The sequence below is a fragment of the Paraburkholderia sp. EG287B genome (genome assembly GCF_040965595.1).
GTDB lineage: Bacteria > Pseudomonadota > Gammaproteobacteria > Burkholderiales > Burkholderiaceae > Paraburkholderia.
This window is the reverse complement of sequence record NZ_JBFRCG010000004.1, coordinates 306781-326164: the sequence shown is the minus strand read 5'-3', so window position 1 is coordinate 326164 and position 19384 is coordinate 306781. Positions and strand designations below refer to the sequence as shown.

General features: G+C 64.5%; 17 protein-coding genes and 3 pseudogenes. 10 read left to right on the top strand and 10 right to left on the bottom strand.

The window, feature by feature from the left end; translation table 11 throughout:
* Positions 1-21: 21 nt before the first annotated feature.
* The 3 genes from AB4Y40_RS09010 to AB4Y40_RS09000 are packed head-to-tail and all read right to left on the bottom strand — an operon-like array spanning position 22 to position 3045.
* Positions 22-1050: a Zn-dependent oxidoreductase gene (locus tag AB4Y40_RS09010; RefSeq protein WP_368687484.1), complete on the bottom strand. Its 1029-nt coding sequence runs from the start codon at positions 1048-1050 to the stop codon at positions 22-24.
* A 35-nt stretch (positions 1051-1085) separates the two neighbouring features.
* Entirely contained in the window at positions 1086-2294 is a 1209-nt protein-coding gene (gene manD, locus AB4Y40_RS09005) for a D-mannonate dehydratase ManD (protein ID WP_368687384.1), read from the bottom strand.
* Between the two features lie 19 nt (positions 2295-2313).
* Positions 2314-3045, bottom strand: coding sequence for a GntR family transcriptional regulator (locus AB4Y40_RS09000; RefSeq protein ID WP_368687383.1), 732 nt, complete (start codon positions 3043-3045; stop codon positions 2314-2316).
* 135 nt (positions 3046-3180) lie between these two features.
* On the opposite strand from AB4Y40_RS09000, the gene AB4Y40_RS08995 reads away from it, so the two are divergent.
* Together AB4Y40_RS08995 and AB4Y40_RS08990 are read left to right on the top strand one after the other, a co-directional pair.
* On the top strand, positions 3181-4656 hold the full coding sequence (locus AB4Y40_RS08995) for a mannitol dehydrogenase family protein (protein ID WP_368687382.1): 1476 nt from the start codon (positions 3181-3183) through the stop codon (positions 4654-4656).
* A 42-nt stretch (positions 4657-4698) separates the two neighbouring features.
* Positions 4699-6000, top strand: a complete 1302-nt coding sequence (locus tag AB4Y40_RS08990; RefSeq protein WP_368687381.1) for an MFS transporter — start codon at positions 4699-4701, stop codon at positions 5998-6000.
* A gap of 45 nt (positions 6001-6045) precedes the next feature.
* Here the strand turns inward: AB4Y40_RS08990 and AB4Y40_RS08985 are convergent, their stop codons facing one another.
* Entirely contained in the window at positions 6046-8067 is a 2022-nt protein-coding gene (locus tag AB4Y40_RS08985) for an FAD-dependent oxidoreductase (protein WP_368687380.1), read from the bottom strand.
* A 199-nt stretch (positions 8068-8266) separates the two neighbouring features.
* Between AB4Y40_RS08985 and AB4Y40_RS08980 the strand changes: the two genes are divergently transcribed.
* From AB4Y40_RS08980 to AB4Y40_RS08970, 3 genes are all read left to right on the top strand, one after another.
* Complete coding sequence (locus AB4Y40_RS08980) at positions 8267-8761, top strand: MarR family winged helix-turn-helix transcriptional regulator (protein WP_368687379.1); 495 nt, start codon at positions 8267-8269, stop codon at positions 8759-8761.
* Positions 8762-9007: 246 nt separating this feature from the next.
* Positions 9008-9235, top strand: a complete 228-nt coding sequence (locus AB4Y40_RS08975) for a hypothetical protein (RefSeq protein WP_042263805.1) — start codon at positions 9008-9010, stop codon at positions 9233-9235.
* Between the two features lie 263 nt (positions 9236-9498).
* Entirely contained in the window at positions 9499-10047 is a 549-nt protein-coding gene (locus AB4Y40_RS08970) for a cysteine hydrolase family protein (RefSeq protein WP_368687378.1), read from the top strand.
* Positions 10048-10060: 13 nt separating this feature from the next.
* Here AB4Y40_RS08970 and AB4Y40_RS08965 read toward each other — a convergent pair whose 3' ends face one another.
* The 3 genes from AB4Y40_RS08965 to AB4Y40_RS08955 form a co-directional block, all read right to left on the bottom strand.
* Positions 10061-11074, bottom strand: a complete 1014-nt coding sequence (locus AB4Y40_RS08965; RefSeq protein WP_368687377.1) for a zinc-binding alcohol dehydrogenase family protein — start codon at positions 11072-11074, stop codon at positions 10061-10063.
* A gap of 19 nt (positions 11075-11093) precedes the next feature.
* Positions 11094-11405 carry an antibiotic biosynthesis monooxygenase gene (locus tag AB4Y40_RS08960; protein WP_368687376.1) on the bottom strand — a complete coding sequence of 104 codons (312 nt, stop codon included), beginning with the start codon at positions 11403-11405 and terminating at the stop codon, positions 11094-11096.
* A gap of 198 nt (positions 11406-11603) precedes the next feature.
* Positions 11604-12503, bottom strand: coding sequence for a LysR family transcriptional regulator (locus AB4Y40_RS08955; protein WP_368687375.1), 900 nt, complete (start codon positions 12501-12503; stop codon positions 11604-11606).
* 271 nt (positions 12504-12774) lie between these two features.
* Here AB4Y40_RS08955 and AB4Y40_RS08950 point away from each other — a divergent pair, with 271 nt between their 5' ends.
* Entirely contained in the window at positions 12775-13629 is an 855-nt protein-coding gene (locus AB4Y40_RS08950) for an urea carboxylase-associated family protein (protein ID WP_368687374.1), read from the top strand.
* Positions 13630-13647: 18 nt separating this feature from the next.
* Here AB4Y40_RS08950 and AB4Y40_RS08945 read toward each other — a convergent pair whose 3' ends face one another.
* Positions 13648-14085 (bottom strand): PRC-barrel domain-containing protein, encoded by a 438-nt coding sequence (locus tag AB4Y40_RS08945; protein ID WP_368687373.1) that lies wholly within the window; start codon positions 14083-14085, stop codon positions 13648-13650.
* A gap of 267 nt (positions 14086-14352) precedes the next feature.
* On the opposite strand from AB4Y40_RS08945, the pseudogene AB4Y40_RS08940 reads away from it, so the two are divergent.
* Positions 14353-14541 (top strand): annotated as a pseudogene (locus tag AB4Y40_RS08940) (aldolase/citrate lyase family protein); the annotation flags it as partial.
* A 165-nt stretch (positions 14542-14706) separates the two neighbouring features.
* Positions 14707-14850: pseudogene (locus AB4Y40_RS08935) on the top strand (zinc-binding dehydrogenase); the annotation flags it as partial.
* Between the two features lie 24 nt (positions 14851-14874).
* On the opposite strand, the gene AB4Y40_RS08930 reads toward AB4Y40_RS08935, so the two are convergent.
* Positions 14875-15300 (bottom strand): Fur family transcriptional regulator, encoded by a 426-nt coding sequence (locus AB4Y40_RS08930; protein ID WP_028206271.1) that lies wholly within the window; start codon positions 15298-15300, stop codon positions 14875-14877.
* Between the two features lie 181 nt (positions 15301-15481).
* Between AB4Y40_RS08930 and AB4Y40_RS08925 the strand changes: the two genes are divergently transcribed.
* Both AB4Y40_RS08925 and AB4Y40_RS08920 read left to right on the top strand, forming a co-directional pair.
* On the top strand, positions 15482-16693 hold the full coding sequence (locus tag AB4Y40_RS08925; protein ID WP_368687372.1) for a polysaccharide pyruvyl transferase family protein: 1212 nt from the start codon (positions 15482-15484) through the stop codon (positions 16691-16693).
* 537 nt (positions 16694-17230) lie between these two features.
* Entirely contained in the window at positions 17231-18313 is a 1083-nt protein-coding gene (locus AB4Y40_RS08920) for a porin (protein WP_368687371.1), read from the top strand.
* 17 nt (positions 18314-18330) lie between these two features.
* On the opposite strand, the pseudogene AB4Y40_RS08915 reads toward AB4Y40_RS08920, so the two are convergent.
* Positions 18331-19206 (bottom strand): annotated as a pseudogene (locus tag AB4Y40_RS08915) (LysR family transcriptional regulator).
* Positions 19207-19384 lie beyond the last annotated feature (178 nt).

Sequence of the window (19384 nt, the reverse complement as noted above, 5' to 3'; positions counted from 1 at the left end):
ATTGCACGAATGCCCCGTATTTTACGCGCCGAAGTCGAGCAACACCTTGCAGGATTCGCGCGGATTGTGCTCCGCCAGCTCGAACGCGCTGCTCACCTCGCGAAAATCCACCTTGTGCGTGATGATCGATTCCGGTGTGACGAGCCCGCGCTCCAGCCAGTCGATCACGGTCGGGAACATCGCGCAGTTCAGACGCGAGGCGCACAACGTAAGCTCCTTTTTCGTCAGCTCCTGCTGCGCGATGGCCGAAGGCGTCGACGAAAAGCCGAGCAGCCCGACACGTCCCGCGGGCGCCGCGAGCCTCACCGCTTCTTCGAGAATGGACGGATGGCCCACCGCGTCGAAAATCAGCGTGGGGCCGTCTTCCACGCCGCGCGCGCGCAGCGCGTCGGCCAGCGGCTCGTTGCGCGTGTTGATCGTTTCGTCGGCTTGCGCCCCGCAGCTGCGTGCGAGTTCGAGCCGCTCGTCGAGCTGATCCGTAATGAACGCACGCACGCCGTACACGCGCTTGAGCACCTGCAGGATCGTGAGCCCCACGGTGCCCGCGCCGTAGATCAGCGCCACGTCGCTTTCGAGCACGCCGGTGCGCGCCGTGACGTTCGCCGCCACGGCGAACGGCTCCACGATCGCCGCGCAAGATTGCGCAATGCGCTCGGGAATGCGGTACGCGTTGCGCGCCGGCGCGCACACGTACTCGCTGAAACCGCCGTCTCGATGCACGCCCAGCACGACGAGATTACGGCACACGTTCTGCCGCCCGATCTGGCATGCGTGGCAACGCCCGCAGCTGATGACGGGATCGACGGCCACGAGTTCGCCCACGCGTGCGGCGTCGACACCCTCGCCCACGGACTCGATGCGGCCCACGAACTCGTGGCCGATGATGCGCGGATACGACACGAACGGATTGTGCCCGCGATAGATGTGCAGGTCCGAGCCGCAGATGCCCGCATAACGCACCCGCACGCGCACTTCTCCCGCGGCGGGCGTAGGCGTGGGCACCTCGCGCACGGCGAGGCTGTTCGGTCGATCGACTACGACGCTCAACATAGTGGACGCTTCCATGAATATTTGATCAGGTATGCCTACCAGTTCCACATCGACCCGTCGCGCAGACGGGCAACCGGCAGGTAGGCGCGTTCAAATGGATATTTCGCGGCCAGCGTCTCGTCGAGATCCACTCCGAGCCCCGGCGCGTCGTCCATTACGAGGAAGCCGTTCTCGAAGCGGTACTGATGCGGGAACACGGCATTCGTGAGCGCGTTGTGCGGCATCAATTCCTGAATGCCGAAGTTCGGCGCCCACAGGCCGAAGTTCACGGCGGCGGCCATGCAGACCGGCGAAAGATCGGTGGCGCCATGAAAGCCCGTACGCACCTGGTACATGGCCGCGTAATCGGCAATGCGGCGCATATGCGTGATGCCGCCCGCGTGCACGATGGTCGCGCGGATATAGTCGATGAGCTGCTCGCGTATCAGGTCCTTGCAGTCCCAGATCGAGTTGAACACCTCGCCCACCGCGAGCGGCGTGCTGGTGTGGCTGCGGATCAGGCGGAAACTCTCCTGGTTCTCGGCCGGTGTCGCGTCTTCCAGCCAGAAGAGGCGATACGGCTCGAGGTCGCGGCCCAGGCGCGCGGCCTCGATCGGCGTGAGGCGGTGGTGCGCGTCGTGCAGCAGATGCGGGCCGAAGCCCACGGCCTCGCGCACCTTGCGAAAGAGTTCGGGCGTATGGCGCAGATAGAGCGCCGTGTCCCACGGCTCCTCGGGCGGCAGCCCCTTCTGGGCGGGCTCGTATTCGCCCTTGACCTTGCCCACGCCATACACCTTGTCGAGACCGGGCACGCCCGACTGCACGCGAATCGCCTGGTAGCCCTCCTCCACGTGCTGGCGCACCGCGTCGATGGCTTCTTCGTGGTCGCGCCCGTTTGCGTGGCCATAGACCATCAGCCCTTCGCGGCTCTTGCCGCCCAGCAGCTGATAGACGGGCATGTTCGCGAGCTTGCCCTTGATGTCCCAGAGCGCCATGTCGATCGCGGCGATCGCCGTCATCGTGACCGGGCCGCGCCGCCAGTACGCGCCGCGATAAAGGTATTGCCAGATGTCCTCGATATTGCGGGGATCGCGGCCCACGAGGCACGGAAACACGTGATCTTCGAGGTACGCGCGCACGGCCAGTTCGCGGCCGTTGAGCGTCGCGTCGCCGAGACCGTACACACCCTCGTCGGTCACGATCTTCACGGTCACGAAATTGCGGCCGGGGCAGGTGACGATCGTCTGCAGCCGTTCAATCTTCAATTGCTGTCTCCACTCTCTTTCATTCGACGAAATAGTCGGGCACGCGCGCCTGCACCTCCGGCAGATGCGAGCCCACGCGGTCGATATGGCTCGCCACCGTCGCGCCCAGCTGCGCGAAGTTGCGCGAGGCGATATGCGCAAGGATCAGCTCGTGCTCGCGCAGCGCGCGCTGCGCGTGGTCCGCCACGCGGTCGAGCAGCAGCCAGCGCACGCGGTCGAACTGGCGCTTCATCGGCTGCAGCATTTCCCACACGTGCGCGCGGCCCGCGAATTCGAACAGGCGGCGATGCATCAGCTCGTCGAGATCGAAGAAGCGGTCCACGTCGCCGCGCGCGACGGCGTCGCGCTGTTCGTCGACGATCCGGCCGAACTCCGCGAGCTGGTCGGGCGTGATGGTCTGGGCCAGCTGCACGTGGTTCGCGCATTCGAGCGTGCTGCGCGCGAAGCGTCCCTCTTCGAGCTGCGACACGGAGATCGGCGCGACGATCGTGCCGACCTTGCGGTAGATGTTGACGAGATGTTCGTCGGCGAGCTGCGCCAGCGCTTCGCGCACCGGCGTGCGGCTGACCTGCAGCGCTTCGGCAATCGTGGCTTCGGAAAGGCTTGCGCGCGGCGGCAGCGTGCCGCGCACGATGGCGTCGCGCAGAAAGGCGTGCACCTGGGGGCGATAAGAAGCGTCGGGATTGGCGACGAATCCGCTCAGTGCGGCGAGGACAGTGTCCTCTTGCGGTTCAATGACGGTCTGGCTCATGTCGGTAACGGATGACTGTTTGTACCATGGTAGCAAATGCGCCATACGGTCACCCCATAGCGTTAACCCCGATAAAACGAGATAAAACATCGGACTAAGCTTCGGTCATTCGCATCAGTACCATGGTACATGGCAATGACAACACCTCCTCTATGTGAGCGCTCACTAACCAAAATCGCGGCGACCGTGCGCCAGCCAGGGTACGACCGCCAGCGCGTGCGCCCCGGCATCGTCCATCTCGGGCTCGGTGCGTTTCATCGCGCGCACCAGGCGCTCTATACGGAAACGCTGCTCGAGCGCGGCGACACGCGCTGGGGCATCGTCGGCGTGAGCCTGCGCGAGCGGCGCGTGCCGCAGGTGCTGGCCGCCCAGGACCACCTCTATTCGGTGACCGAGCGCAGCGGCGAAACGGCGGCGTGCCGCGTGGTCGGCGCGCTGCGCGGCGCGCTTTACGCGCCCGAGGCGATGGACCGGGTGCTCGGCACGATTGCCGATCCCGGCGTCGCCATCGTGAGCCTGACCGTGACCGAGAAGGGCTACAGCCTCGCGCCCGCCGGCGCCGAGCTGGACGCCGGCGACCCGGGCATCCGCCACGACCTCATGACGCCCGATGCGCCGCGCACCACGCTCGGCGTGCTCGCCGCGGGCATCCGCAGCCGCTCCGCCGGCGCGCCGCTCACCGTGGTCTGCTGCGACAACATGCAGGCCAACGGCGACACGCTGCGCAAACTGCTGATCCAGTATGCGGAGCAGTTCGACCCGGCGCTCGCGCGCCACATCGGCGAGACGATCGCGTTTCCCAACACGATGGTCGATCGCATCGTACCGGCCGCCACGCCCGCGTCGCTCGACGCCGCTGCCGCGCAACTCGGCCTGCGCGACGAAGCCGCGATCGTGTGCGAACCGTTCACCCAGTGGGTCATCGAAGACCGCTTCAGCGGCCCGCGCCCCGCGTGGGAAGACGCGGGCGCGCTGCTCACGCGCGATGTGCATCCCTACGAGGCCATGAAACTGCGTCTCCTGAACGGCTCGCATTCGGCGCTTGCGTACGTGGGCCAGTTGCGCGGGCGCGAAACCGTTTCCGATGCGATGGACGATCCCGCCATGGCCGCCTTCGTGCGCGCGCTGATGACCGAGGACCTGCTCGCCACCGTGACGGTCCCGCCCGGCTTCGACGTTCATGCGTACTGCCAGGACCTGCTGGCGCGCTTTGCCAACCCGACGCTTGCGCACCGTACCAGCCAGATCGCGACGGACGGCACGCAGAAAGTGCCGGTGCGCTGGCTACCCGCGCTGCGCGAGAGCCTCGTGCGCGGGATCGAGCGCCCCCATCTCGAACGCGCGCTCGCCGCCTGGCTGCACTACCTCGCGACCGAACGCAGCGACACGGGCGCGTCGCTCGTGGTGAGCGATCCTGGCGCCCCCGCGCTCGCCGCGAAGCTGCGCGGCGCGAGCACGACGCTCGACACCGTGCAGGCCGCCCTCTCGCACACGAGCGTATTTGGCGCAACGCCGTGGCCGCAGGCGTTCGCCGAGCGGCTCGCCGGACATCTGCAAGCGCTGCGCCGGCACGGCACGAACGCGCTGCTGACCTGCCCCGCGCCGGCCTGACGCCGCACGCGCGCCCATATCTATAAGGACTGGAGACAGAACATGAAACAACGCACGATGGGATGGATAACCGTTTTCCTGTTATTCCTCGTCTACGGCATCAACTACCTCGACCGGGTGGCGCTTTCGATCACTGCACCGCTCGTGCAAAAGGACCTCGGCATCGATGCGGCGCAGATGGGCATCGTGTTCAGCAGCTTCTTCGTGGGCTATGCGCTGTTCAACTTCGTGGGCGGCCTCGCGAGCGACAAGCTCGGGCCGAAGATCGTGTATGTTCTCGCGGTCGGGCTGTGGTCGATCTTCTGCGGGCTCACGGCCGTGGCCGTGGGCTTCGCGAGCCTGCTCGTGCTGCGCGTGCTGTTCGGCATGGCCGAAGGGCCGCTCTGCGCAGGCGCGAACAAGATGGTCAACAACTGGATGCCGCACGACATCGCAGCGACTTCCATGGGACTCCTGAGCGCCGGCTCGCCACTTGGCGGCGCGATTGCCGGTCCGATTATCGGGCTGCTCGCGATCAGCTTCGGCTGGCGCCCGGCGTTCTGGATCATCTGCGCGATCGGCCTCGTATGGTGCGTCGCGTGGATGCTGCTCACGGCCGACCGTCCTTCGGAGAGCCGCTTCGTCAGCACGCTCGACGAAGCCGAGCCCGCGCGGCGTGGACCGGGTGTTGCGCACGCGACCCACACGGTGCCCGACAGTGCCGCCTCGTTGCCGCTCTCGGCATGGCTGCGCCAGCCGCTGGTGATCGCTGCGGCCGTGGCGTTCTTCGCCTATAACTACGTGCTGTTCTTCTTTCTGAGCTGGTTCCCCAGCTACCTCGTGCAGGCGCATCACCTCAACATCCGCGAGATGAGCCTCGCCACCGTGGTGCCCTGGCTCGTGGGCACCGTCGGTCTCGCGGCGGGCGGCGCGATCTCCGATGCGATCTTCCGCTGGACCGGCAAGCTCATGCTCTCACGCAAGCTCGTCCTGTCCACTTGCCTCGCGGCGACGGGCGTGTGCGTGGGCGTTGCCGGCCTCGTGCATACCGCTGTCGCGGCCATCGCGCTGATGTCCGTTGCGCTCTTCCTGCTCTATGCGACGGGTGCGCTCTACTGGGCGATCGTGCAGGACGTCGTCCATTCGGCCAGGGTAGGCAGCGTGAGCGGCTGCATGCACTGCGTGGGTAGTCTTTCGGGCGTGATCGGACCGGCCGTGACGGGCTTCCTGGTGGAGCGCAGCGGCTCGTTCGCCACCGCGTTCGCGCTGGCCGGCGTGGTTGCGCTCACCGGCGCGGCGCTCTCGGCAATTTTCATTCGCGACACCCGCAAGCGCGCGCCGCTCGCGGACGAGGCGTATTCGTAACCAGCGCGTAACCAGCGCGCGGGCTAGCGCGCGCCGGCGGCGTCGTCACATCGTCATCGCGAGCCGCGTGGCCTGATCGATGGCACGCAACGCATCGAGTTCGGCGGCGACATCAGCGCCGCCTATCACCTTCGGTTTCGCTGCGCGGGCGACGAGTTCATCGTAGAGCGTCCGGTTCGAATTCTGCCCCGCGCACAGCACGACATGATCGACGGCAAGCACATGCGGCTTGCCATCGACGCGATAATGCAGACCTTCGTCGTCGATCGCGTCATAGGTCACGCCCGACGTCATCATCACGTTGGCCTTGCGCAAGCGGGCCTTCAGGATCCATCCCGTCGATTTGCCGAGACCCCTGCCGAGCGGTTCCTCCTTGCGCTGGAACATGTGAACGCTACGGCGCGGCGCGCCATGAGCGTCGCTACGCGTGAGACCGCCCGCATCCGCATTCGCGGGATCGACGCCCCACACGCGGAAAAACACGCCACGGTCCAGCGATTCCTGCGCATCGCCCAGCAGATACTCGGCCACGTCGAAGCCGATGCCGCCCGCGCCGACGATCGCCACGCGCGCGCCCACTTCGACCTTGCCCGCGAGCACGTCGAGATACGACACCGCCTTCGGATGATCGACACCCACGATATCGGGCACGCGCGGCGTGACGCCGGTGGCGATGACGATCTCGTCGAACGCCTCGCTGGCGAGTTCATCGGCCGTTGCGGCTTGCCCGAGCCGCAAGGTCACGCCCAGCCGCTTTAGCCGTACCTCGAAATAGCGCAGCATCTCGTGAAACTCGGCTTTGCCGGGGACGACCTTTGCCAGATTCAGCTGCCCACCCAGCCGCGCATGCGCTTCGAACAGCGTGAGCGTATGGCCACGTTCGGCGGCGTTGATTGCGAACGCCATGCCGGCAGGCCCGCCGCCCACGACCGCGATACGTTTGGGCTGCAAGGCCTTGCCCGGCGCGAACTCGATCTCGCGCCCCGCGCGCGGATTGACGAGGCAAGTCGCAGTGCGTTCCGTGAAGATGCGGTCGAGGCAGGCCTGATTGCAGCCGATGCAGGTGTTGATTTCGTCGGCCATGCCAAGCCGCGTCTTCTTCGCGAAGTCCGGGTCGGCGAGCAGCGGGCGCGCCATCGAAACGAGATCGGCCACACCGGAGGCGATCAGTTCCTCCGCGACCTCGGGCGTGTTGATGCGGTTCGACGCCATCAGCGGAATCGACACCGCCTCTTTGACGTTGCGAATCGCGTCGCGCCAGGCCGCGCGCGGCACGCATGCCGCGATGGTCGGCACTGCCGATTCGTGCCAGCCTACGCCCGTGTTGATGAGACCCGCGCCGGCCGCTTCGATCTCCTTCGCGAACGCCGCGATCTCGGCGCCGCTCATGCCGCCATCCACGAGGTCGATGGACGAGATGCGGTAGATCAGCATGGGCTCGCAGCCCATTTGCGCGCGCACGGCGCGCACGATGTCGAGCGCAAAGCGGATGCGGCCTGCGAAGTCGCCGCCGAATTCGTCGTCGCGCGCGTTGGTGACGGCGGCCGTGAACTCGTTGATGAGATAGCCTTCCGAGCCCATGATCTCCACGCCGTCGTAGCCGGCCTGGACCGCCAGCGCCGCCGTGCGGGCGAAGTCGTCGATGGTGGCGCGCACTTCCTGAGTACTGAGCGCGCGCGGCGAGTGCGCATTGATTCTCGCCTTGGCGGCCGTGGGCCCCACACACTCCGGCACCTTCGCATAACGACCCGCGTGCAGGATCTGCAGCACGATCTTGCCGCCCGCCTCGTGAACCGCGCGCGTCACGGCGCGATGCTCGTCGACCTGCTCCGCGCGATTGAAGAGCGGGCCACCCGCCTCCATCACGCCTTCGGCGTTCGGCGAGAACCCGCCGCTCAGAATCAGGCCGATCTCGCCGGCCGCGCGCGCCGCATAGAACGCGGCGAGGCGCTCATGCGGATGGTCGAGCGTTTCGAGCCGCGTGTGCATCGCGCCCATCACCATGCGGTTGGGCAGCAGCGTCGCGCCAACGCGAAGCGGGGTCAAAAGCCGGTCGTAGGTCGCCATGGGGATGTCTCTTGATATTCTCGTGCGTCGTTTCCACACTCTAGGCGAGGCCCCTAATTACGTCAACATCATGATATATATTGAGGGTACGAGGAGGGGTATTGCCCAAATGGACGGCGCGTCCACTTCCCTTCACTATTTTCGTATCAGGTATTTGTCTCATTGCCCGCCGCACTCGCGCGGCGACCGAAAGGCGCCCATGACCCAGAACGACCCTTCGTACGATCAATCCGTCTCGTCGATTCACAACCGCTTGTTCTTCCGGCTGTTCCAGGCGGGCAACACGCTCGACCGGCAGACGACCAAGGCGCTCGGCATCACGACCGTGCAGTGGTCGGTGCTCGGCGCGCTGTCGCGACCGCAGGTTGCGGAGGGCATGTCGTTTTCCGAACTGGCCGACTATCTCGTCGTGAGCCGCCAGAGTCTCGACGGCGTGCTCAAGCGTCTGGAGCGCGACGAGCATGTGCTGCGCGTGGCCGACACCGTGGACCGGCGCGCGAAAAAGGTCGTGCTCACGGACCAGGGCAAGGTGTTCTGGGAGAGCCTGCAGCCGAAGATCTACGAGTTCTATCGCCAGGCGCTCGCGAGCTTTCGCTTCGACGACAAGGTTTCGCTCGTGCACTTCCTCAATCAGTTGAACAAGGGCATGGACGAGATCGATCTCGGCGAACCGGCGCCGCGCGAAGAGGAATGAATTGTGAATGCGCGCTCGCGCTTTCATATCGTGCAATGCGCGCCCGGTGTGTGCAAATTCCGCATTTCCCGACGCCGGCCAGCAATTGCACATCGAAGGAGATCTTCTCTTATCGTGAAAGACATCACGTAAACCATTGAACAGCAAGGAAATTGCGTCGCCAAAAACCCGCGGGGAAGCCGTCTTTCACTGCGATAGACTGAATCCAATGACGCTTCTTATTCGCTTGTTAATCAATGGAGACTGATGATGGACGTCTATATCGAACCGTTACCGAGAGGCCAATGGGGGCCAATCGATGGCTACGCCCTGGAGTTCGCGGACGGCAGCAAATTCGCCGAGAACATCTTTCGCTCCGAGCTTCTCGCGATCAGCGAGATCGTCCTGAGAGGCTATAAGCCGCTGCTGGCGAAGGTCCGCATTACGGACAAGCACGCCAACGCCCACTGGAAGCGCCCCGACACTTCACGCTGATGCGCTCACGCTCGACGGCGTAGCTTGCCGTCGAGCCGTGCAGGCAACGCGCGCAACACGGTTGACGCCTCAGGCCGCCTCCTGCATGATCGTCCTCATGAACGCGCCCATCCTCACCACGACGACTACCACGACCGCTTCCGGCGGGTCGTGAGTTCGGTGCGCGTACGTTAGATTTCGTCTCGATCACAAGGCCCCGCCAGCAATGGACGGGGCCTTGTCGTTTCTCCGTGCGTTGCGGGCGCAACTAGCGGAGAACCATCATGTCCAGCCTCGCTCGCGCCCTGCTCGTCATCGATATGCAGGAAGGCTTGTTCAACGGCCCTAACGCACCGTTTGAAGGTCAGCGCGTACTCGCCAATATCAGGCAGCTGATTGCCGAGGCGCGCAAGGCGCGCGCGCCGGTCTTCGCCGCGCGTCACGTCGGCCCGCCGGGCTCGCCCATCGAGCCGGGCAGTCCGCTCACGCAATTGCTGCCGGCGCTCGCCATCGACCCGGACATCGACGGCGTGTTCGAGAAGCGCCGCCCCAGTTGCTTTACCGGCACCGATCTCGCGGCAAGGCTCGCGTGCGCCAACGTGGGCGAACTCGTCATCGCGGGCATGCAGACCGAGTACTGCGTGGACTCGACCTGCCGCGCCGCGGGCGACCTTGGCTTTCACGCGCTGCTCGTCGCTGACGCCCACACGACCATGGATACGCCCGTGTTACGCGCCGCGTCGATCATCGAGCACCACAACCGCACCTTGAGCGGCCCGTTCGTCAGGCTCGCGAGCACGGCCGATTGTGCGTTCGACCGCGCGGTTGAGTAACGATCGGCGCGATTTAAAACCCTTCGAGCACGAGCTTGCCGCGCGAGCGGTTGGTTTCCACGAGCTCGTGCGCCCGGCGCAGGTTTGCCGCGTTGATGGTCCCAAAGCTCTCGTTGAGGGTCGTTCGCAGCACGCCCTCGTCGATGAGCGAAGCCATGCGGTCGAGCAGATCATGCTGGCGAATCTGGTCTTTCGTCCCGAACATCGAGCGCGTAAACATGAACTCCCAATGCAGGGCCACGCTCTTCATCTTGAGCTTGCGGAAGTCGAACAGCTCCGGGTCGTCGATCAGCGCGAGATGCCCCTGCGGATTGATCGAGGCGACGATCTCGTCGAAGTGACGGTCGGTCTGATTCAGGCTCGCGATATAGTCCACGCCTTGCATGCCGATACGCTCGAGCTCGTGCGAGAGCGGCTTCGTATGATCGATGACGTGATGCGCGCCCAGCTCGCTCACCCACTTCGACGTTTCGGGCCGCGACGCCGTGCCGATCACCGTGAGGCCCGTGAGCTTGCGCGCCAACTGCACGAGAACCGAGCCCACGCCGCCCGCCGCGCCGATCACGAGCAGCGAGTCGCCGGACGGCGCCGTGCCCTCGGGCACCTTGAGGCGGTCGAACAGCAACTCCCACGCCGTGATGGAGGTGAGCGGCAGCGCCGCCGCCTCGGCGAAGTTCAGGCTTTGCGGCATGCGGCCCACGATGCGCTCGTCCACGACGTGCAATGCGCTGTTGGTGCCCGGGCGCAGCAGCGAACCCGCATACCACACCCGGTCGCCCGGCTTGAAGAGCGTCACGTCCCGGCCCACGGCGCGCACGACGCCGCTCGCATCCCAGCCGATCACTTTCGGCTCGCCGTTTTCGGGCGCCCTGTTCGCGCGCACCTTCACGTCGACCGGGTTGACCGACACCGCGTGCACTTCAACGAGCAGATCGCGCGGGCCCGGCTGCGGCTCGGGGAGTTCGAGATCGATCAGCGATTCGGGGTCGCTGATGGGGAGATTGCGGTAATAACCAATCGCTTTCATCGTGAATACCTCCAGACAGTCAAATTGCGGGAAACCGGCTTGATTGAACGAGCGGCGCGAAGTGATAGAGGTCGGGGTCGGCCGAGAAGTACGGCCACAGCGCGTGCAGGAAGGTCTGGAAATCGCCGTGCATCATGAACGCGCTCTGTGCGTCGAGGGAGTCCCATTCCACTTCCAGCACGTAGCAGCCTTCATCTTCGCACTGCGGACCGAGGCGGTGCCCGCGATAACCCGGCTTGTTCGTGAGCAGCGGGCATACGCGCAGCCAGGCGGCCTCGAAGTGCGAAATCTTGTCGGCGCGCAGGTAAAAGCGGCCTATCGCGACGATCATTCGAGCCTCCGTGCCGTTCGTGTTGGTATGAATAATCGGCCAGTGCGTCCGGCGCGCCTAGCGGCAAACGGCGAATTCAGCTTCAACGCTGCTTTGAAGATCGAGTGCCGATCGAGCGGCGGAGGCGGCGGGAACGACGAATGGTGGCATGCCCGATGGCGGTCGGGCCGGGTGGCGGACCTACTGCGCAATCACACGTCAGGCAAGAAACGCGGCGATGCGATCGCGCAGCCAATCGCGCAGTGCGTTGACGGTCGGCGAGAGCATCGTGCGGTGCGCGCAGACGAGATGCAGCGGCGCGCCTTCGCCCTGAAACGCATCGAGCGCGGTTTCGAGGCGGCCCGCCTGGATATCGGCGAGCACGTCCAGACGCGACTTGTACGCAAGGCCATGCCCCGCCACGGCCCAGCGGCGCACGAGTTCGCCGTCGTCGCTGCTGCGGTTGCCGTGCACGTTCACGACGCTCGCTTCGTCGCCGCGGTAGAAGGTCCAGCGGTCGTGCAGCGTGTCGCTCAGGGCGAAACGCAGGCAGTTGTGGCGCGAGAGATCGGCGGGCGTCGCGGGCTTGCCGTGACGCGCGAAATAGCCGGGCGAGGCGCACAGCACGCGCCGGTTGTCGGGCGCGAGGGGGAGCGCCACGAGGGTGGAATCTTCGGGCACGCCGTAGCGGACCGCTACGGAAACCGGCGATCGGAACATGTCGGTCACGTGGTCGCCAATATGCACCTGGAACGACACGGCAGGATGCTGCGCCTGAAAGTCGTCGAGCCAGGGCGCGAGCACGTTGCGCCCGAGGTCGGAGGGAATCGACAGCGACACCATGCCGCCGATCATCTTGCGCCCATGCGCCACGGCGTTCTGGCCGGCCTCCACCTGCTCCATGACGCCGCGCGCGTATTCGAGGTAGCGCTCGCCGTCCGGCGTGAGGCGCAGGCTGCGCGTGGAGCGTGCGAGCAGGCGCGTGCCGAGTTCGGTTTCGAGGCGCTTGAGGCCCGCGCTCGCCACCGCGGGCGTGAGATCGAGTTGACGTGCGGCGGCCGAGAGGCTCCCGTTGTCCGCCGCACTGATAAAGATGACGAGGTCTTCCAGTCTGATCATGTACCGTCGCGTCTCGTTGGGCTGCGCGCGCCTCGGAAGCAGGCGCCGCGGTCATGGAGTAAGCGAACTGTACACGAAGGCATCGCACGGGCGGGTAGCCCCGAACACGCAAAAGAGTCCGCGAGTCCCCAGCCTTGCGATCGTTGAACAATCTTTGGCTTACCGTTGCGCGATTCCTATACTCCCCAGCAGACATCCCGCTAACGCTGCGCTGAGCGCCATCGGCATCGCGAATGCGGGCACAGGTCGTTTCATACAGGAGTACGAGGCAATGCTGAATTATCCCGCCGCCTACCAGTCGACCAAGGGCTCCGCGCTCGACGTGAACAAGCCCTTTTACCGCCGCATCGCCGAAGAGAAGGATCAGCGCGAGCTAATCGAATCGATCGTCGTGCCGATACGCTCGGGGCAAGCGTGGAGCGTGCCCGCGGGACACGTGTTCCGCATCGTGACGATCGAAGGCCCGCAGGTGGCCGACCTCAATCTGTGGAACCGGCACGATCCGCGCGAACGCATGTGGGCATCGCGCACGCGCCAGCTCCAGCAGGCGCACGTGAGCACCTTCGACCGCCTGTGGTCGACGCTACCCTTCCTGCGCCCGCTCGTCACCATCACCGACGACAGCCTCGCCGACTACGGCGTGGACGAGCACGGCGGACGTGTTCACGACCTGCTCGGCACACGCTGCGACCCCTACGTGAACCGCATGCTGACCGGCGAGGACTTTCATTTTCACTGTCACTCGAACCTCACGCGCGCCATCGCGCCGTACGGGCTCACCGAATACGACGTGCACGACGTGCTCAACGTGTTCCAGTGCACGGGCCTGAATCTCGAGGACAAGTATTTCATGAAGGCCTGCCCGGCGAAGAAGGGCGACTATCTCGAGTTTTTCGCCGAGATCGACCTGTTGTGCGCGCTTTCCACCTGCCCCGGCGGCGATCTTTCGCTGCCGATGTGGGGACCCGATGCACGCGACCCGCTGGAAGTCTGCCGGCCGCTCGGCATCGAGATCTACCGGCTGGCGCCCGCGCTGCTGGCAGGCTGGTCGTCGCCGCCCGTCGCGGAATATCGCGGCCTGCACGGCATGGCGTTGCAGCAGCCGGACTGGAAGTGCGGCTGCTGAATCGCGACGGCTGAAGGCTTACTGCTGCTTCTCGACCTTCTTCGGCTTCGGCGGCGATTCGACCTTCGCGTACTGGAACGCGGGCGTGGCCTTCAGTGCTTCCTTGGTCGCGCCGGGCAGATAGAGATTGCCCTGGCGCACGTCGAGCGACGCGATGGGCACGGCCACGTCGTGCGAGCCGACGCCGAGGAAACCGCCCGCCGAAACGATGGCCGCGGAAACCGAGCCGTCCGGCGCCACGATCAGGTCGCGCACGGTGCCGATCTTCACGTTGTCGTCGTTATAAACGGGCTTGCCGAGTACGCTCTTCTTCACGCTCCAGCCTTCGAGCAGCGCCTGCGACTGCTCGACCGAAACGCTCAAGGGCTGTGCGCCCGCGATCTGGGCATGCGCGCTGGCACTGGCCAGCACGGCGCTGAATGCGGCTACGGCCAACATCGTCTTGCGGAAAAGCATTTTCTTTCGCTCCTGTATTCCGGTTATTTCGCCGCGCGAGTCGTTGCGAGTCAGTGCGAGACTGCAGGCGGGATGTCATGGTAGCCGGTATGGGGCGGCGGTGCGCTCAAGCTGCTTGCGCGAGCACGCACGAAGCAGGCAAGCCCTGGCGTAAATGCGCCACCCGGCCTTCGGAAGGCTTCTGGGAACCATTGCCGGAGAAAACCGGGCAACGCGCGCATGCTCGACTAGTATGGAAAACGTACGAAGTTCGGCACGGATTCGGAACTGCTCAACATCATCACGATCGAGGACGCACAATCCATCGAGCGGCTCGATGAGATTCTTGCGGTGCCAGGCATCGACGTGGCAGCGATCGCCTCGTTCGATCTTTCGATGAGCCTTGGCGTGCCGGGCCAGTTCGATCACCCGACGGTGCAGGCGCTCGTGCACAAGGCCGAGGAGAAGGTGAAGCGCGCGGGCACGCGGAGGAAAGCCAGGGCGAACCGCACACCGTCATGCGCGGCCGCGCCACGCGGCGCGCGACGAGATCGGCGCTGTCCTCCAACGCTCCGGTACGGATCGGGAGGTCGTAGCCGTCGTCGGCCAGATCGACGAAGCGATCGTTCATCGAAACTGCGCGCCAAAGCCTTCATTCTGGACGGATTGAAAGCGGAGGCACTACGGCCCGTCATAGCGAGGACGTTCCCCTTCGAGCAGATCGTCGAGGCGCACCGCTATCTGGAGTCGAACGAGCCGTTCGGAAAGGTGGTCGTCACGCTCTGAATTTTGCGCCGGCCATGCGCCGGTTCACGACGAAGCCGCGGCGCACTGGGCGCAAAGCCCGAAAACGACGAGACTCGAATGCGTATAGCGAAAGCGCTTTGCCGCCGCGATGGCGGCGTGCTGCTCCTGCAGCATCGGCTCGTCGATGTCCACCACGGTCTTGCAGCTCTCGCACACGAGGTGCGCGTGCGGCGCGCCACGCCCAAGCTCGTACACCACGCGTGTTTCGCCAACCCAAGTGCTGTCGAGCAGCGACGATTCCATCAGCTGCGCAAGCGCGCGATAGACGCTCGCCAGGCTGCATTGCTCCACATCTTTTGCGATGCGGCGAAAGACCTGGTCGGCCGTTAGATGCTCGTGCGGCGCGTCATGAAATACCTTCAGCACGGCCACGCGGCTGGATGTAGGGCGCAGTCGCGCGCTCTTCAGTTCGGAGTAGACCGTTCTCATACGCAGGAAAAACACGTCGGCAAGGCCGACAGTTTCCCCGAGAATGCTTAAGGTTTCCTTATGTCAGTATGGGGAGCGGCACGCTGCGGCCTGACTTGCGGCCCCACTTTATGCTGCGGCGCAGTATGAATCGGAAAATGGGACTGGCGGATATTGAACCGAAGTACGACCTGAGGCCCGCATGGCTTCCACGCCCACGGTGATCTTCGGCGCGTTCGACCGGCACAACTTCGGCGACCTGCTGATCGCGCTGGTGGCAACGCGCATGCTGCCACGCCGCGAACTGCTGTTCGCCGGGCTCGCCGCGCGCGATCCGCGTGGCGATGGCGGGCCAGCTACGGTCGCACTCGCGTGCATCGCCGCTTTCGCGCGCGGCCGCCCGGTGAACGTGATCCACGCAGGCGGCGAGTTGCTGACCTGCAATGCGTGGGAGGCCGCCGTGATGCTCGCACCGCCGCAGCGCGTGCGGGCGCTCATCGCCGCCGAGGATACATGGCTGCGCGACGGGCGCGCATGGGCGCTTCGGCATGTCGGCGTAGCATCGCTCGCGCCGTATGTGCTTTCGAAGTCCGCGTTGCCGGGCGTGCGCGTGAGGCATCTCTCGTTCAACGCGGTGGGCGGCGTCGATCTCGATGCGCGCAATGCGCAGTTGGGCGCCGACGTGCTCGCCGCACTGCGATCCGCGGACGCGGTGAGCGTGCGCGACCGTCAAACCCAGGCGCTGCTCGCGCAACGGGGCATCGCAGCCCGCCTGATACCGGACCCCGCCACGATGACGGCGGTCCTGTTCGGCACGGCAATACGCCGGCACGCCGCGGCCCTCGCACTGCGCGATGTGCGGCAGGCGTTCCCGCGCGGTTATGCAGCCGTGCAATTCAGCGCTGACTTCGGCGACGATGCCACGCTCGATACGCTCGCCACCCAGCTCGAACTCGCGGCGCACGGGTACGGCCTGGGGATTGTGCTGTTTCGCGCGGGCGCCGCTCCCTGGCATGACGACCTCGCGGTGTACGAGCGGCTCGCGGCTCGACTGCGCGCGGCTCACGTTCGCGTGTTTGCCTCGCTCAACGTCTGGGACATCTGTGCGCTGATTGCTGGAAGCCGCATCTATTGCGGCAGCAGCCTGCACGGTCGCATCGTTGCGATGGCCTACGCGCTGCCTCGCGTCAATATCAGTCATCCTGATCATTCTCTCGCGGCAAGCAAGCATGCGGCTTATGTGCGGACATGGGAAGCAGCGGGTCTCGCGGGCATTGTGAATCCAGCCAATCTTGCCGATGCGGTTGCCAATGCACTGGCGACCGATCGCGAATCACTGCGCGAAACCGCATCCGCACTTGCACGGCGCTATCGGGTGGAATTCGAAACCGTGGTTGCCGAGCATCGGCTATAGGCCGTGCGAAAAGCCCTGTAAGACGGCGACGACACTGCCCTCGGCCAGACGTTTTTCGCACAACCATTCGCAAATTTTTCTCTTCCGTACACCGTCCGGTGAATTGCAGCGCCTGCGCGCAATTCGACGAACCGATACTGGTTTACCCGGTCCGAATGAAAGTAAAAAAATACCATTCAATCTAAGTTTTATACATGGACCCACCGCCTTGCGCGCAATTAACCTTGCCGAAGGATATTCGATGCGTCTATCGCCGGAATCCACATCGATCACGCAAAGGAACATGCAATCAACGGAGATCAGATTGAACAGCGAAACCACGTATGGCCGTTAGCTTGTCCCGCCATCATCGGCCTTCGATTCGACAGACCGCCACTCGACGGGCCGCATCGAAATCAACCCTCCATCCGTAATACCGTGGCCTATCGGGGCGTATCGGCACGCCCGATCGACCACGGTATGGCCTTACATATTAGCAGTACGTACCAGACAAATATTTATAAAAGCACCGGTATACCGATGCAATGGAGATTCCGCATGAAGAGGTTTATCACTCTCGCATCCGGCGCAGTCCTGACCTGCGCGTGCGCCCCTTACGCGTTCGCGCAGTCGTCGGTCACGCTCTATGGCGTGCTCGACAATGGCTTCGTCTATCAAAGTTCGAGCGGCGGCAATTCGGCGGTCCGCGCCGTACCCGGCGGACTCTTCTCGACACGCTACGGCTTTAAGGGCAGCGAGGATATCGGCAACGGGCTGCACGTCAATTTCCAGTTGGAGCAAGCCTTCTCCGGACAGACGGGTGCAGCGACGGACTCGACCAAGGCCTTCAACCGACTGGCGTACGTCGGCATGTCCGGTGGCTTCGGGGAAGTGCGCTTCGGCCTGCAAAACTCGCCGCAATACGATGTGCTCCAGGCGGCAATGGATCCGAGCTGGGTTAAAAGCATTGCTTCGCCCATGAATAATTTCAACGGCCTGATCATCCGCGCGAACAATGCTATCTCCTACTACACGCCCACGTTTGGCGGGTTGAATGCCAAATTTATGGTGGCCTTGCGCGATCCGGCGACGTCGGGCAACGGCATCGGGTTCTACAACGCGGTCATCCAGTACATCAACGGGCCGTTGAATGTGGCGGCGGGCTATGAACGAGGAGACGAGCCAGCCGTCGGAGCGGGCGGGAGCTATACGCTAGCGGGCGGCGCTGCCGCGGGTCCTGGCGCGGTATTTACCGTGTTCAACGCGGGCGCATCGTACGCGATCGGGTCCAACCGCATCTGGCTGGCGTACCACACGGAGAATCTGACGAATACGCCGAAATACATGCAGCACGAGGTCTACCAGGTATCGGACTCGTACCAGGTCTCGCCATTTGCTTTGGTATCGCTGATGTACGGTTACCTGCACGATCGCACCGGCAAGGGCAACAACGCGCAGCAGTTAGGCCTGCTGTTCGAGTACTCGCTGTCCAAAGCGACCGAACTCTATACCGCGGCCGGCTTTCTCCAGAACCGGAATCAGGCGCAATACACGCTCTCCGGCACCGCGTATTCGGGCTTGACGGTCGCTCCCGGCAGCGACACGCGCGGCATTGGGGTCGGCCTGGTACACAAGTTCTAAGAACGGCGGCGCAGCCATTACGCGCCTTTCATTGCGGCGCGCAAGAATGCAACAAAGCGCGCCGTAACCGGATCTTCGCGCATGGAAGGCCATGTGAGTCCCACGCGCCACTTCGCGTTTTTGCCATGAAGCGGCAGTACCGTAGCATCCCGCAGCAGGTGTCGTGCGCGAGAGGGAATGAACGCAATGCCCACGCCCGCGGCGACCGAAGTCAGGACCGACTGGATGTCTTCGGCCTGCTGCGTCACCTTCGGCACGAAGCGGTGCTCGATGCACCATCGGTCGATCTATGCAGCGAGCCCCGGCCCGCGTGCACGCACTAGCGAGATGAAGCCGGTTTCATTGAGCGCGTCGAGATTCGCCGGAAGGCGTGTGTACCGAAGGTGCGGCGGCAATGCGAGTGCAAGTCCCTCGTCTACGACTTTGAACGACGAGAGACCATCCGCGGCGGGCAAGCGAAGGAAGCCGGCATCCAGCTTGCCCGCCAGAAGACGGCGCGTTTGCTCGGCGGAAGAGAGGTCGCTGAGGGTGACGGTGACAGCGGGATGCTGCTCTCGAAAATCGGCGATGAGCTTCGGCACAATCGTCAGTACGGACAGGCAGATTCCGAGGCGCAGATGGCCGTGCCGGCCGCTGCTCGCTTCTCGCGCGCGCAACAGGATTTCATCGGCGTCGCGTACGAGCGCCTGTGCATCGGACAGGAACGTCTCGCCGAATGGCGTGAGCTGCGCACCGTGCCGACCGCGTTCGAACAGCCTGCCACCGAGGCTCACCTCCAATGCACCGATCTGCTTGCTGAGTGCCGGCTGACTCATATGCAGCGCATCCGCCGCGCGGCTGAAATGGCGTAGCTCGGTCACCGTCAGAAACGTCCTCAGTAATTTCAGTTCCATTCGGAAAAGTAATCGTACTGGTAAGAACATTCATTTTACTGATCGATTGGCGGGGAGTTCAATATGGACATGTCCTTCTCGAGAATCATCCGCAATGCCACTCCGAACCTTGCCGGCTGACGGCCCCCATGCAGCCCCTGAATCCGAGGCCACCGGCAACCCGGCGGTCGACAGCGAA